This is a genomic window from Hymenobacter guriensis (genome assembly GCF_015773195.1).
Taxonomy (GTDB): Bacteria; Bacteroidota; Bacteroidia; order Cytophagales; family Hymenobacteraceae; genus Hymenobacter; species Hymenobacter guriensis.
The window spans coordinates 64,227-78,257 of record NZ_JADWYK010000004.1 but is presented as its reverse complement, the minus strand read 5'-3'; the positions used below and the strand labels follow the sequence as shown (position 1 = coordinate 78,257).

The following is a 14,031-nucleotide window of genomic DNA, read 5'->3' as shown; positions in this document are numbered from 1 at the left end:
GTAGCGCTTTTGGCGCGTATGGAAGCAACAAACCGACCAGCCGCAAAGTTGCCCGACGAGCTTGCAGACAGCTTAACCAGCTGAAAACGATGGAAATGCTACGATTTCATTTCCACGATGTTGGTTTTGGGCGCCACGGCGTTGCGGATGCTCACCTGGCGGGCCAGCTCTTCTGCCAGCTGCGCGAAAACGGCAGCAGAAGGCGTGTTTTCCTGCAGGATGGCGGGTGTGCCCAGGTCGCCGTTCTCGCGGATGCTCTGCACCAGCGGAATCTGGCCCAGCAGCGGCACCTGGTGCTTTTCGGCCAGCGCCACGCCGCCGCCTTCCCCGAAGATGAAGTACTTGTTGTCGGGCAGCTCGGCCGGCGTAAACCAGGCCATGTTCTCCACAATACCCAGCACCGGCACGTTAATCTGGGGCAGGCGGAACATCTGCAACCCCTTCTCAGCGTCGGCCAGGGCTACTTTCTGGGGCGTGGTCACGATGAGCGAGCCAGTCACGGGCACCGTCTGCACCATGGTGAGGTGGATGTCGGAAGTGCCAGGGGGCATGTCGAGGAGCAGGTAGTCCAGCTCGCCCCAGTCTACCTCCGTAATAAACTGCTTGAGGGCCGAAGAGGCCATAGGGCCGCGCCACACAATGGCCGACTCGGCCGGAGCCAGGAAGCCAATGCTCATCAGCTTCACGCCATGCGCTACAACGGGCTGGATGAGGTTTTTGCCGTCCGGGCCCTGGAACACGTGGGGCCGCTCGTCCATCACCCCAAACATAAGGGGCATGGAGGGGCCGGAAATATCGGCGTCCACGAGGCCCACTTTGGCGCCTGATTTGGCCAGGGCAATGGCCAGGTTGGCCGTGACGGTGCTCTTACCCACACCGCCCTTGCCCGAGGCAATGGCAATGATGTTCTTCACGCCGGGCAGCAGGTCGCGGTTCTGGCGCATAGTCGTCACGCGTGAGGTCATCACCACTACCACCTCGGCTTCGGCGTCTACCATCGTGTGAATGGCGCGCACGCAGGCATCGTGAATAAGCTGCTTGAGGGGGCAGGCGGGCGTGGTCAGTACTACCGTGAAGGAGATGGTGCGGCCGTTGATCTGCACGTCCTCAATCATGTTGAGCGTCACGAGGTCTTTGCCCAGGTCGGGCTCCTCCACGTAGCTCAGGGCCTTGAGGACGTCTTCTTTGGTTATGGTTGCCATTCGATAAGTCAATCGGGGGAATACGGATGCAAAGATAACCCGGAAACCGGGGCGGCGGTTGCAGCGGCGTAGAACGACGGCTCCATAGCACGTCATTCCGAGTGAAGCTGAGGAATCTTGCGTGCTGACGTTGTAGTGCTACTTGGGCCATATGGCCCAGAACAGTCTCGTCGTTAGCTCCTCTAGCCTTTGGGTGCTGACAGTGTTTAAGCGAATGGCGCGGTACCGGTTGTTCAACGATGAGACGCGAATACGCGTCTCTACACCGTTCATACTCCCACAACGTCAGCACGCGAGATTCCTCGACTTTGCTCGGAATGACGTGCTATTGGCGCATAATGACCTTTAAACAAATAGGTTACAACCCGAACTGGGCCAGCAGGGCTTCCTTGTGCTGCTTGCCGATGGGCAGCTTCTCGGGCAGGTCGTAGAGCTCTACCTCGTTGCCGCTGATGGCCCGGATGGCGTCGAGGCGCACGATGTAGGACTTCTGGATGCGGATGAAACGCGCGGCGGGCAGCTGATCTTCCACCCGGCTCATGCGCAGGTAGGTGATAATCATCTGGTTTTTGAGCACGATGCGGATGTAGTCCTTCATGCCCTCGATGTAGTAGATTTCATCGAACAGTACCCGCCGCAGGGAGTGACCTTCCTTCACGAACAGAAACTGCGGCTCCGGCGCGGCCACGGCTGCCGGCCGGCTGTTGACTACCGTCAGGGCTTTGTTCACGGCCTTCATAAAGCGCGGGAATGATACGGGCTTCACCACATAGTCCAGCGCGTCGAGCTCGTAGCCTTCCAGCGCGTGGTGGGGCGAGGCCGTGACGAAGATGACGTAGGGCGCGTTGTGCAGCGAGCGAATAAACTCCAGTCCGTTCACCTGGGGCATGTTGATGTCGGAGAACAGCAGGTCGATGCGCTGCTGCTGGAGCACCTCCAGAGCCTCGAACACATGCTCGCAGCTGGCCACCAGGTTCAGGCTGGGCATCTGGGCCACGTAGCTTTGCAGCAGCTCGCGGGCAAACGGCTCGTCGTCGATTATCAGGCAGTTGATCATGAGGCAGAAACAGGAGTAAGCAGTGCGGCAGGCGCGGGCGCCGGAGCTAGGCGCAGGGTGAGGTTTACGGCGTAGGTGTGGGCGTCGGGGTCTTGGGTAATGGTCAGCTGGTAGTCCTGAGGCGCGTAGTGCAAAGCCAGGCGCTTGCGCACGTTGGCAATGCCCACGCCCCCAAACGCCCGATCAGACGCCCCGGGGCTGAAGCTGTTTTGCACCGCAAAACGCAGCTCCTGACCCACCACGTCCAGCGTAATAGCTACCCAGGAAGCATCCAGGCTGCTGTCGACGCCGTGCTTGAAGGCGTTTTCCACGAATGGAAAGAACAGCAGGGGCGTGAGGAGCAAGTGAGTTCCCGCAGTAGGCGACTGGTAGCGGATGCTCACCTTCTGGCCGTAGCGCAGGCGCTCCAGCTCCAGGTACGCCTCCAGAAACCCCAGCTCCTGGCTTAGTGGCACCAGGGCCGCCTCAGCCTCATACACGGTGTAGTGCATCAGATGGGCGAGGTGCTGCACCATGTCGGGGGCGCGCTCGTCCTGCTTCACCACCATCAGGTACAGGTTGTTGAGGGTGTTGAAGAGAAAATGCGGATTCACCTGGGCCTTCAGAAAGTTGACTTCCAGGTGGAGGTTTTCGCGCTGCAGGTGCAGGCTGCGGTTGCTGCTGCGCAGCAGAAACTGAATAAAGCGCAGCAGAATGGGCGGCACCACCGTCACCACGAAGTCGCTCAGGCCCATGCTCACGCTGCGCCAGGAAAACACGCCCTGCCACAGGCTGCCATCCAGAAAGCGGTGCATGTAGCTGTAGGCATCCTTGGAAATGAGGCCGTGGGCGTCGAGCAGGGCGTAGTAGGCGTAGGAAAGCAGCGCCCAGCCGTAGTAAATGCCGAGGATACCCAGCAGCGTGAGCCCCCAGCGCCGCCCCAGCAGCCAGCGCGGCAGCATCACCAGAGAGAAAAAGTAGAACCCCGCCACCGTAGCCAGCGTGTCCTTCACCACAAACCCCCAAGTAACCAACGGGCTTTCCTGCCACTGGCTGAACACGGCGTACTCGTAGCCCACAAACAGGCCCCAGAGCACCAGGTGCCGGAGCACGCGGCCAGCCCGAGCACTCAGATATTGCCGAACAGGAAAACCAGCCAGGGTCATATCAGAGCTGAATGTGCAGGTGAACGTGAACGTGCCGGCCGTCTTCGGTGAGGGTGGCGGTGTGGCGGCCGGGGTACTGCAGCGCCAGGCGGCGCAGGGCGGCCTGCACAGAAGTATCGAGGCGGTAGGTGAGGGGCAGGGGCGCGGCGGTAGCCCGCGTGAGGGTGAGCGTAACTTCCTGCGGCTGCACGTCTACCTGGCTGGAAATATGCGCGGCCGTCGCCGAAGCATTCAGCCCGGCAAACAGCCGCTCCAGAAACGGGTGCAGCAGCAGGGGTGCCAGCTGCTGGGTGGTGGCCGCGCCCCGCACTTCGTGGCTTACGGCTACCTCGGGGTGGCGCAGGCGCTCCAGGGCCAGGTAGTCGTCCAGGAATTCCAGCTCCCGGCTGAGCAACACCCGCTCCGTATCGGTTTCGTAGAGGGTGTAGCGCATCAGGTCGGCCAGGTGCAGTACTACGTCGGGGGCGCGGGCATCGCGGGTGCGGGTGAGCTGGTGCAGGCTCCCGAGGGTATTGAACAGGAACTGCGGGTTGATCTGAGACTTGAGGTAGCTGAGCTCCAGGCGCAGATGGTCGCGCTCCAAAGCCAGCCGCCGCCGGTCCACCACCAGCGCGTACGCCAGAAAGCTGATGAGCACCGGAAACAGTAGCACGGCCAGCAGGTGCATCCCCATGCTCAGCTGCCGGAACGGACTCAGCAGGCTGGGCCAGAAATCGGCTACGTAGAACGTGTGCAGCAACTGGCGCAGGTCGGGGGCCAGCGGCAAATAGGCTTCGGCCAGGCGGGAGCCCGCATACATCCAGAGCTGAAAGGCGTAGAGCAGGGCCACGCCGCCCGCCAGTGCCCGCCAGTGCTGCCCCTGCAGCAGCCAGCGCGGAATAATGAGGTAGACCAGGCTATTGAAAAGCAGAATGGCAAAGCCCATCTGCAGAGCTACCAGCGGGCACACCGGCCCGTCGAAGTGAAAGTTGGGGCGGTTGTTCCACGCAAAGTAGAATCCCGCCAGCAGCGCCCACAGCAGCCCTTGCAGCAGCAGCGTGGTGGTGCGGGCGCTAAGCTGTTGCCAGCGGAAGAACGATAGCGCGCGGGGGAGAGGCATCAAAAATGGGAGGACAACTCAAGCTTTGGTGGTGTGGGGCCGCTACTTGGTCGAATACTTTTCGGGAGCCTAAAGCTCTGCAATTTCTTTGGGTCAGTTCTTCTTTCTCTCCCTCGAATCTTTCCTTCCAGCCCTCCGCCATGCCCCGCACGTTTCTGCCTTCTGCCCTGCGCACTTTCGCCCGCCGCCTCACCGGCCTGGCTTCCCTGGGTTTTGCCCTGGCATCCAGCCCCGCCGCCCAGGCCCAGCGCCCGGCCCCGGCTTCCGATACCACGTTCCAGCGCCTGCTGCATAAGCATCAGTTTGCCCTCACCCAGAGCGGCACCCAATTCAGCGGTGCGGGTTGGGACAAGCTCCGGCAGGATATCCAGAAAAGCCAGCTTGTGCTGCTGGGCGAAGACCACGGTATGGCCCAGATTCCGGCGTTTGCCACGGCTGTGGCCGAGGTGCTGAAGCCCAAGGTGTACGTGGCCGAAATAGACCGGTACCAGGCCCGCGACCTGAGCCAGCTGGCCAGTCAGCCCGGTTTGCCCACGGCCTTCAGCCGGCAGTACCCGATGAATCTGTCGTTTTATAGCTGGGTCGAGGAATTTGAGCTGGTGCGTAGCCTCCGGGCTCAGGGCACCGCCCTAGTGGGCATAGAGCAGGTGGGTGCCGCCACCCCGGGCCGGCTGCTGGGCCTGATGGCCGATCAAACGAAAAGCAAAACGGCCAAGGCCTACCTGCGCAAAACGGCCGCCACCTTCCAGGCCCAGGACCGCGCCGACATGGTGGCCGGTACCTACAACCGCTCCACGGTGAACACGCTGCGCCCCGCCACCCTGGATAGTCTGCGTGCCGCCACCCAAAAAGAAAGCCCCGAGGTGCGCCGGATGCTACAGGACTTTGAAGCCAGCGTGGCCATCTTCCAACTCAACTACGCTGGCAAGCCCGGGGCCCACCAAACCCGCATCAACCTCATGAAGCGCAACCTGCTGCAGGAGCTGCAGCCCTACCAGACGGTCGGCCAGCCCTTGCCCGCTATGCTCTTCAAGTTCGGGGCCTACCACCTGGGGCGCGGCCGCAGCATCTGGGGCGACATCTACGACGTGGGCAACTTGGCCGTGAACCTGGCCGACATGCACGACCAGAAAACCCTGCACATCTTCGTCATCGGCAAGCAGGGCACCCAGGTAGGCGGCGCCAACCCCGACGACTTCAGCAAGAACGTAGCCCAGTACTCGCACACCGATGAGGCCATGGTAAAGCCCTTTATGGCCGCCACGCCCGCCGGCACTGCCTGGCAGGTGTTCGACCTGCGCCCCCTGCGCCGCGCCATGCTCCGCCAGAATATGCCCGTAGCCGATCAGGAGCTGCAGGCCACCATCCTGGGCTACGACTACGTGGTTATCATCCCCGAAACCACCGCCAGCCGGAATTATTGAGTTGCCCGTTCTCAGTTGCCGGTTGTCAGGTCGGAGTACTTCGAGTCTGGCAACTGGTAACTGGCAACTGAGAACCAACAACGCCCGCGCCGGTTGTAGCAACTCACCTTCTCTCCTGAAGATTATGCAGCTTGGCATTGATAGTTTTGCCGCGGCCCCCACGGGTGGCACCGCCTCCGACAACGCCACAGCCCTGCGCCAGCTCCTCGGGCGCATTGAGCGGGCTGACCAGGTTGGGCTTGACTTCTTCGGCATTGGGGAGCACCACCGCCGCGAGTTCCTCGACTCGGCCACGGCCGTGATTCTGGGCGCGGCAGCCTCGCTTACTCAGCGCATCCGACTGGGAAGCGCCGTAACCGTGCTCAGTGCCGCCGACCCGGTGCGTGTGTTTCAGGAGTTTTCTACCCTCGATCTGCTCAGCAACGGCCGCGCCGAGCTCGTGGTGGGCCGCGGCTCCTTCACCGAAGCCTTCCCACTATTCGGCCTAAATCTGCACGATTACGACGCCCTGTTCGAGGAAAAGCTGGCTTTGCTGCTGCAGATCCGCGACCAGGAGCAGGTACGCTGGTCGGGGCGGTTCCGGCCGGCCCTCACGGGGCAGGCGGTGTATCCGCGTCCCCTGCAGGCGCAGCTGCCTATCTGGCGCGGGGTGGGCGGCACGCCCGAGTCGTTTGTGCGGGCCGGAGCTATGGGCCTGCCGCTGATGGTGGCCATCATCGGGGGCGAAACCCACCGCTTCCGCCCCCTCATCGACCTTTACCGGGAGGCCGGCAAGCAAGCCGGCTTCGCCCCCGAGCAGCTGCAGGTGGGCCTGCACTCCCTGGGCTACGTGGCTGAAACCACCGAGCAGGCCATAGCCGACTACTACCCCGGCTACGCCCGCACCTTCACCCGCATCGGGCGGGAGCGGGGCTGGCCGCCCGTCACGCCCGGCCACTTCGAGGCCCAGCGCGGCCCCCGCGGGGCACTGCTGGTGGGCAACCCCGAGGAAGTAGCCGCCAAGATTCTGCGCCACGCCGAGGCGCTGGGCGGGGTAAGCCGCGTCACCTTCCAGATGGACAACGCCGACCTGACCCCCGAAAAGCTGCTCCGCGCCATTGAGCTGCTGGGCGAGCAGGTGAAGCCGCTGCTGGGGTGAAGTACGCTTTGGACATAAACAGAACGTCATGCTTCATCTGGCGTCCGCATAGCCGAAGCATCTCTACCGCTTCGTTGGGTTTACTACACTACCAAGATGCTTCGAAAAGCGGACGCCAGATGAAGCATGACAGTTAGCCGGCCCAGCTCCTGGTATACTTCTATTCTGTCAGCCACTTGGCAGGGGCTTTCCCTGAGCAAAGTCTAGAAGCAGTCTAGAGGCAGTCGAGAAGCAGCCTAGGGGCACCATATAACTAAAGTGCAACTGTTAGCTGCCCTGAGCCGGGGAAATAGCAGGGTGGTTGCCAGCCTGCCCGCGGGTTCCTTGTATCTTCGGCGTCCCGTTCTGCTGCTTACCTGTTGCCCCGCACTGCCTTGGCTCGCATCCCCAAAGAAACCGTTGATCAGATTATCCACCACGCCGACATCGTGGAAGTGGTGGGCGACTTTGTAAGCCTCAAGCGCAAGGGGCAGAATATGTGGGCCTGCTGCCCATTTCACCACGAAAAGTCGCCGAGCTTCTCGGTGGCCCCAGCCAAGGGGCTCTACAAGTGCTTCGGGTGCGGCAAGGCCGGCGGCGTGGTGCAGTTCATCATGGACATTGAGGGCACCAGCTACGTGGAGGCCCTGAAGTACCTGGCCAAGAAGTACGGCATTGATGTAGAGGAGGAAGAAAAGACCCCCGAGCAGCAGCTGGCCCAGAACGACAAGGACTCCCAGTTCATCATCTCCAACTGGGCCAAGGACCACTACCACCGCCTGCTGCTCAGCACCGACGAGGGCCAGGGCATCGGGCTGAGCTACCTGCGCCAGCGGGGCCTCAACCAGACTACCATCAAAACCTTCGAGCTGGGCTACTCCCTCGACCAGTGGGACGACCTGCTGAAATCGGCCACGGCGGCGGGCTTCGAGCAGAAGTACCTGGAGAAAACCGGCCTCATCATCCGGCGCGAAGACGACCAGGGCCAGGACACCGGCCGCCGCTACGACCGGTTCCGGGGCCGCGTGATGTTCCCGATTCACAACGTGTCGGGCCGCGTGATTGGCTTCGGGGCGCGCACGCTCAAGCCCAACGACAAAACGGCCAAGTACCTGAACTCGCCGGAGTCGGACATCTACCATAAGTCCGACGTGCTCTACGGCCTCTACCAGGGGCGGCAGGCCATCCGCACCGAGGAGCTGTGCTACCTGGTAGAGGGCTACTTGGATGTGCTGAGCTTGCACCAGGGCGGCATCAAAAACGTGGTGGCTTCCTCGGGCACGTCTCTTACCGACGGCCAGATCCGCCTGCTCAAGCGCTACACCGACAACGTGACGGTGCTTTACGACGGCGACGCGGCCGGCATCCGGGCCTCCCTGCGCGGCATTGACATGCTGCTGGAAGGCGGGCTGAACGTGCGCGTGGTGCTGTTCCCAGACGGCAACGACCCCGACTCCTACATCCGCAAAGTAGGCGACCAGCGCTTCGTGGAGCACCTGGAGGGCGCCAGCCAGGACTTCATCCAGTTTAAAACCGATCTGGTGAGCCGCGAGGCCGCCCACGACCCGGTGAAGAAGGCCGAGGCCATCCGGGAGGTGCTGCAAAGCATTGCCAAGGTGCCCGACCCCATCAAGCGGCAGGTGTTTCTGCAGCAGACGTCCCAGGCCTTCGGCATCGACGAGCAGGTGCTCATCACCGAGTACAACAAGCTGGTGCGCAACGCCTCCGGTAAAGCAGCTGGCGGCCAGAGCAGCGAGGGGAGTGGAGCTAATAGCACCGGCCAACCAGCAACCCGAAACCAGCAATCAGCCACCCGAAGCCTTTCGCCCGAGGAAGAAGCTGAAGCCCTGATGTACGGCGCCTCGCCGGAGGACCTGGGCGGTAGCAGTGCGTTTGCCACCGAGGAAAAGGAGGAGCTGGAGCCCATGCCCGACGTGCTGCAGCAGTGCGAGCGGGAACTGGTGCGCCTGCTGGTGCTCTACGCCTCGCAGCCCCTCTCGCCCGACGTGGCCGTGGCTCAGTACCTGCTGGCCCAGCTGGAAGAAACGCCCCTGCGCACCCCGCTCTATGCCGACGTGCTGCACGTGTGCCAGCAGGAAATGGAGCAGGGCCGCTGGCCCGAGGTGCGCACCCTCATCCAGCACGGCCGCTCCGATATCCGCGCCCTTATCGGCGACCTGGCTACGGAGCGCTACGAGCTCAGCCCCAACTGGACTACCCACCAGATTTACGTGCCCCGGGAGCTGGATCTGATTCAGGAAGCCTGCGACAACGCCATCCTGCGCCTGAAAAAGGAGATTGTGCAGCGCGAGCTAAACCAGCTGCAAAAGGAGTTGCGCGATGCCCGCGACCCGGCCGCCGTGGACAAAATACTGGAAGCCCTGATGCTCTACAAGCGCCTCGACAACGAGCTGGCTGCCCACCTTGGCACCGTCATCCCGCGCAACGTGGGGTAGCGGTGAAGGAGTAATTGCAGGGAACAGCAGCTAAGTAGAATGTCATGCTTCGCCAAGCTCAGCATGACAGGCGTTATTTACCTGCCTCTATTCACCTATCAGCACTTCAGCACATTCCTCACCTTAGCACATTGACTACATGTGGAAGCGGTTTAACCTGAGTCGGTTTGTGCTGGCCCTGGCGCTGTCGATGTTCAGCCTGGCCAGCGGCGTGGTGGGGTTTATGCTGATTGAGGACTATGGGTTCATCGATGCGGTGTACATGACGATGACCACCATTTCAACGGTGGGCTACGGCGAAATTCATCCGTTTTCGCCGGCAGGGCGGGCCTTTGTGTCGGTGTACATTTTCTTTAACCTGCTGGTCATAGCCTACCTCGTGTCGGTGCTGACTACCTATATCTTTGACGGCGAGCTGCGCAACCTTTTCAAGATGTTTAAAACCGACCAGGAAATCCGCGGGTACAGCGGCCATATCATCGTGTGTGGCTTCGGGCGCAACGGCAGCAAGGCCTATCACGATTTGCGGGCCAACGGCGCGCGGGTGGTGATAGTGGAGCAGGATGAGTCGCTGCTGAAAGCCGCCGCGGAAACCAGTCAGGAAGCCATTCCGGCCGTGTTTGGCGACGCTACCGCCGACGAGACCCTGCGCGCCGCCGGCATTGGTCGCGCCCGCGCCCTCATCACGGCCCTGCCCAAGGATGCCGACAACGTATTCGTGGCCCTCACGGCCCGGGAGCTGAACCCCAGCATCAAAATCATTGCCCGCGCCTCCCTTAAAACCAGCGAGGCCAAGCTCCTGCGCGCCGGCGCCGACTCGGTGGTGATGCCCGACGAAATCGGGGGCTCGCACATGGCCAACCTGGTGGTGCGCCCTGAGGTTATCCGCTTCCTGGACATGATTTCCGGCCTGGGGCCCGACAAGCTGCGGCTGGAAGAAATGCGCTTCGACGAAATCCGAAGTGAGTTTCAGGGCCGCAGCATCCGGGAGCTGGATATCCGCTCCCGCAGCGGGGCCACCGTCATTGGCCTGAAGCAAGGCACAGGGGAACTGCTGGTGAGCCCCAACGCCGACATCCGCCCCGCCTTGGGTGACGTGCTGCTGCTGCTGGGCACCGAGGAGCAGATCCGCACGCTGATCGGGCAGTTCCGGGCGTAGGAATCTAGCATCAGACGCCGCCAGAAACTATACTGTTAAGATATCCAAGTCTCAACGGCCTGCCTGATGCGCCAACGGCCGGCTACTTTCTCGACCAACAGTACTTCCCCATAGCCGCACTTCCCGCCACACTGCCAGCCATATGCCAGTAGTGCCTGCGTTTTGGCTGGATTAAAGGCTATTCTAGATAGTGTAATAAGTCCTGCCGCTTTGTCTTGACTTCCCATATAACGGGTTGGTGTGGGCAATAGCCTAGCAGTGCAAAGTTGGAAGTCGCTTGGCTGCATGAGATTCTGTAAACTGTTGAGGCTATCCAGCGTGGCCTGCTCCAGCCCAGGAGCAAGTTGATACACTAAATCAGCTATCTGCTTATAAGAAGACTGCAAATTGCCTATCTGGTTGGGCAGCTGCGCCAAATGCGTATATCGACTGAGGGCGACATTTAAATAGAATGTCTGAAATCGGGCTGAATCCTGAAAAAGCTGGTTCTGAAAAATAGCTTCCTGCGTGCGTAGCCACACCGAATCGGTGTGCGAAGACTCAATGGGCCAGGTTCCTGCGTACACTTCCTCGAAATGCCGTTGGATATAGTCGTTATTCGTTTTCGGCAGATAAGCCCGATATAGCCCGTGCTCGATCAGCTCAATCAGCACATCATTATACAGTTGCTTGGTAGGGTCGGTGTGGGTAGTAGGGCACTGGCGGAACTCCGGCTCACAGCCCGTAAAGCTCAGCAGCGCGAACAGCAGGAGGGAAGCAGCAAACCGCATAACGTTTGGTGGGAGATATGAGCGTAAAGGAAACGGTAACGCGCAGACTGCCGGTTCTGGTGTGGCAAGACTAAAGTCGGTCGTTGCGACATATCTACTAGCTTTGCCGGCCCCTTACCTTTGCCCCGTGCGTATCCTGCAGCTCTGTCCGCGCGTTCCGTTCCCGCCCCACGATGGGGGCGCCATTGCCATGTACGACGTGGCGGCGGGCCTCGCTCGGGCCGGACATGAGGTAACCGTACTGGCCATCAACACCCCCAAGCACCACCAACCGGCTACCGTGCTCGACCACCTGGGCCCTAACGTGCGGCTGTTGACGGTAGATGTCGATACCAACCTTTCGCCCGTCAAGGCGCTGCGCAACTTCCTTTTTAGTGAGTTGCCCTATAACGTGGAGCGGTTTGTGAGTGCAAAAGTGAAGGCGAAGCTGGCCGAGCTGCTGGACCGAGAGCAGTTTGATATAGTGCAAATGGAAGGCACTTTCGTGGCCTGGTACGCCGGATATTGGGTTGAAAACGGGTTGTGTCGCTGGCGGTACCTGCCGCCCGTGGTGTTGCGCGCCCACAACGTAGAGTATACCATTTGGGAGCAGTTGGCCCGCAATACTGGCAATCCACTCAAAAAATGGTACTTGCAGAAGCTTGCGCAGCGACTGAAGCTGTTCGAAAAATGGATGATGCACCGGTTTGACGCGGTGGCCGCCATCACCGAGGCCGACCAGCAGCGCCTGCGCCAACAAGGCTGCCAGGAGCCGGTGGTGTTCATCCCCGCCGGCGTCGACCTGACCCGTTTCCGGCCCGAGCCCGCCGTGCTGCCCCGGTCGCGCACCCTGTGCATGATTGGCTCCCTCAACTGGCTGCCCAACCTCGAAGGTCTCGACTGGTTTCTGACTCAGGTGTGGCCCCGCCTCGCGGAGCGCCTGCCCGAGCTGGAACTGCACGTGGCCGGTACGGGCATGCCCGAGCGTTTGCGCCAGCTGCACCTGCCCGGCGTAACTATGCACGGCTTCGTGGAGTCCGCCGCCGACTTTATGCGGGCTTACGAACTGATGCTGGTGCCCCTGCTTTCGGGTGGAGGTATGCGGGTGAAAATTATTGAGGGCATGGCCCTGGGCAAAGCCATTCTGAGCACCGCCCTAGGCGCCGAAGGCATCCATTGCCGCCCCGGTCACGACATCCTGCTGGCTGACGACCCCGAGGAATGGGTGCGCCTCTTGGAGGATTACTACTACGGCCGCCTCGACGTAAATGGCATTGGCGCCCAGGCCGCCCAGACGGCCGCCGAGCTATACGACAACCGCCGGGTGGTAGCACGGTTCGAGCAACTGTACCAGCAGGTAGCCGCCCAGCGGCCGGTTTCATGCTAGACATGGTGCTCATCGGTGCGTTTTGGCTGGCGCTGCTGCTGGTGGCGCACACCTACGTGCTGTTTCCGGCGCTGCTGAGCTGGCGGGCCCGGGGCCGGCACCACAACACGCAGGTATATTCCCCTCAGGATGACAACCTGCCCCCGGTAGATATCCTGCTAGCCGCCCACAACGAAGAGCAGGTAATCGAGGAGAAAATCCGCTCCACCTTCGCTACGACTTATCCTCTCGATAAGCTCACCCTGCACATCGGCTCTGACAACTCCACTGACCGTACCCACGCGCTAATCGATAGGCTACAAGCGCAGTACCCCGGCGTGCGTCTGCGCGTATTTGCGCAGCGTACCGGAAAGCCTGGTATTATCGAAGCCCTGGCCCAGGAAACCACCGCGCCGGTGCTGGTGCTTACGGATGCCAACGTATTCTTCGTGCCCGATACCATTTACCAGCTGGTAAAGCACTTCCGGGCGCCAGAGGTGGGTTTGGTAGGCGGCAATATCCTCAACCCCGAGCACCGGCAGGAAGGCATATCGGGCCAGGAAAAAGCGTACCTGGAGCGCGAAAACCTCATCAAGTACCAGGAAGGCGTGGTATGGGGCGCTATGATTGGGGCCTTCGGAGGCTGCTTTGCGGTGCGCCGCAGGTGCTTTCATGCCGCCCCGGCCTCGTTTCTGGTAGATGACTTCTATACCTCTATAGCCGTGCTGCGCGACGGGTACCAGGCCCTGAACGAGCTGGACGCGGTGTGCTACGAAGACGTGTCGGACCGGCTGCCGGAGGAATTCCGTCGCAAGGCCCGCATTTCCACCGGCAACTTTCAGAACCTGCGGGAGTTCCGGCAGCTGCTGTGGCCGCCGTGGCGGGGGCTGAGCTACGCGTTCTGGTCGCACAAGGTGCTGCGCTGGCTCACGCCCCTGCTGTTGCTGCTCATGCTGCTTTCGAGCGCGGCGCTGGTGCTGCGCGGGGCCGGCTGGTTTTACCAGCTGTTGCTGCTGGGCCAGGTAGGACTGCCGCTGCTGCTGCTGCTCGACGCTTGGCTGCGCCGCCGCAACCGTCATTCGCGGCTGCTGCGCTTCATCACCCACTTCTATAGCATGAACGCGGCTCTGCTGGTGGGCCTCTGGCGCTACCTGCACGGGGCCGGCCCCGCTACCTGGCAGCCCACGCAGCGTTTCCAGCAGGCGGGTGGTAAGTGAGTTTGACCGCACAGCAGAACGCTGTAGAGACGCGATACTT

Annotated in this window: 11 protein-coding genes; 6 read left to right on the top strand and 5 right to left on the bottom strand. The window is 61.6% G+C overall.

Annotated features, from left to right (window positions below):
• Positions 1-98: 98 nt before the first annotated feature.
• From I5L79_RS08320 to I5L79_RS08305, 4 genes are all read right to left on the bottom strand, one after another.
• Positions 99-1,202 (bottom strand): Mrp/NBP35 family ATP-binding protein, encoded by a 1,104-nt coding sequence (locus tag I5L79_RS08320; RefSeq protein WP_196954578.1) that lies wholly within the window; start codon positions 1,200-1,202, stop codon positions 99-101.
• Positions 1,203-1,560: 358 nt separating this feature from the next.
• Positions 1,561-2,259 (bottom strand): LytR/AlgR family response regulator transcription factor, encoded by a 699-nt coding sequence (locus I5L79_RS08315; RefSeq protein ID WP_196954577.1) that lies wholly within the window; start codon positions 2,257-2,259, stop codon positions 1,561-1,563.
• Complete coding sequence (locus tag I5L79_RS08310) at positions 2,256-3,404, bottom strand: sensor histidine kinase (protein WP_196954576.1); 1,149 nt, start codon at positions 3,402-3,404, stop codon at positions 2,256-2,258. The genes I5L79_RS08315 and I5L79_RS08310 overlap by 4 nt, the downstream gene beginning before the upstream one ends.
• 1 nt (position 3,405) lies before the next feature.
• Entirely contained in the window at positions 3,406-4,503 is a 1,098-nt protein-coding gene (locus I5L79_RS08305; RefSeq protein WP_196954575.1) for a sensor histidine kinase, read from the bottom strand.
• Between the two features lie 140 nt (positions 4,504-4,643).
• Between I5L79_RS08305 and I5L79_RS08300 the strand changes: the two genes are divergently transcribed.
• The 4 genes from I5L79_RS08300 (at position 4,644) to I5L79_RS08285 (ending at position 10,659) form a co-directional block, all read left to right on the top strand.
• Positions 4,644-5,927, top strand: a complete 1,284-nt coding sequence (locus I5L79_RS08300) for a hypothetical protein (protein WP_196954574.1) — start codon at positions 4,644-4,646, stop codon at positions 5,925-5,927.
• 124 nt (positions 5,928-6,051) lie between these two features.
• On the top strand, positions 6,052-7,065 hold the full coding sequence (locus I5L79_RS08295) for an LLM class flavin-dependent oxidoreductase (protein WP_196954573.1): 1,014 nt from the start codon (positions 6,052-6,054) through the stop codon (positions 7,063-7,065).
• A 374-nt stretch (positions 7,066-7,439) separates the two neighbouring features.
• Positions 7,440-9,500 carry a DNA primase gene (gene dnaG / locus I5L79_RS08290; protein WP_196954572.1) on the top strand — a complete coding sequence of 687 codons (2,061 nt, stop codon included), beginning with the start codon at positions 7,440-7,442 and terminating at the stop codon, positions 9,498-9,500.
• 139 nt (positions 9,501-9,639) lie between these two features.
• A complete protein-coding gene (locus tag I5L79_RS08285) occupies positions 9,640-10,659 on the top strand; it encodes a potassium channel family protein (protein WP_196954571.1) in 1,020 nt (339 codons plus the stop codon).
• A gap of 35 nt (positions 10,660-10,694) precedes the next feature.
• Here I5L79_RS08285 and I5L79_RS08280 read toward each other — a convergent pair whose 3' ends face one another.
• On the bottom strand, positions 10,695-11,429 hold the full coding sequence (locus I5L79_RS08280) for a hypothetical protein (RefSeq protein WP_196954570.1): 735 nt from the start codon (positions 11,427-11,429) through the stop codon (positions 10,695-10,697).
• A 127-nt stretch (positions 11,430-11,556) separates the two neighbouring features.
• Between I5L79_RS08280 and I5L79_RS08275 the strand changes: the two genes are divergently transcribed.
• Both I5L79_RS08275 and I5L79_RS08270 read left to right on the top strand, forming a co-directional pair.
• Complete coding sequence (locus I5L79_RS08275; protein WP_196954569.1) at positions 11,557-12,795, top strand: glycosyltransferase family 4 protein; 1,239 nt, start codon at positions 11,557-11,559, stop codon at positions 12,793-12,795.
• Between the two features lie 2 nt (positions 12,796-12,797).
• Entirely contained in the window at positions 12,798-13,991 is a 1,194-nt protein-coding gene (locus I5L79_RS08270) for a glycosyltransferase (RefSeq protein WP_231402980.1), read from the top strand.
• Positions 13,992-14,031: the final 40 nt, after the last annotated feature.

What these genes read in the sequence shown, in the direction of transcription:
- I5L79_RS08320 (WP_196954578.1), bottom strand. Translation starts at nt 1,202, where the DNA reads ATGGCAACCATAACCAAAGAAGACGTCCTCAAGGCCCTGAGCTACGTG.
- I5L79_RS08315 (WP_196954577.1), bottom strand. Translation starts at nt 2,259, where the DNA reads ATGATCAACTGCCTGATAATCGACGACGAGCCGTTTGCCCGCGAGCTG.
- I5L79_RS08310 (WP_196954576.1), bottom strand. Translation starts at nt 3,404, where the DNA reads ATGACCCTGGCTGGTTTTCCTGTTCGGCAATATCTGAGTGCTCGGGCT.
- I5L79_RS08305 (WP_196954575.1), bottom strand. Translation starts at nt 4,503, where the DNA reads ATGCCTCTCCCCCGCGCGCTATCGTTCTTCCGCTGGCAACAGCTTAGC.
- I5L79_RS08300 (WP_196954574.1), top strand. Translation starts at nt 4,644, where the DNA reads ATGCCCCGCACGTTTCTGCCTTCTGCCCTGCGCACTTTCGCCCGCCGC.
- I5L79_RS08295 (WP_196954573.1), top strand. Translation starts at nt 6,052, where the DNA reads ATGCAGCTTGGCATTGATAGTTTTGCCGCGGCCCCCACGGGTGGCACC.
- I5L79_RS08285 (WP_196954571.1), top strand. Translation starts at nt 9,640, where the DNA reads ATGTGGAAGCGGTTTAACCTGAGTCGGTTTGTGCTGGCCCTGGCGCTG.
- I5L79_RS08280 (WP_196954570.1), bottom strand. Translation starts at nt 11,429, where the DNA reads ATGCGGTTTGCTGCTTCCCTCCTGCTGTTCGCGCTGCTGAGCTTTACG.
- I5L79_RS08270 (WP_231402980.1), top strand. Translation starts at nt 12,798, where the DNA reads ATGGTGCTCATCGGTGCGTTTTGGCTGGCGCTGCTGCTGGTGGCGCAC.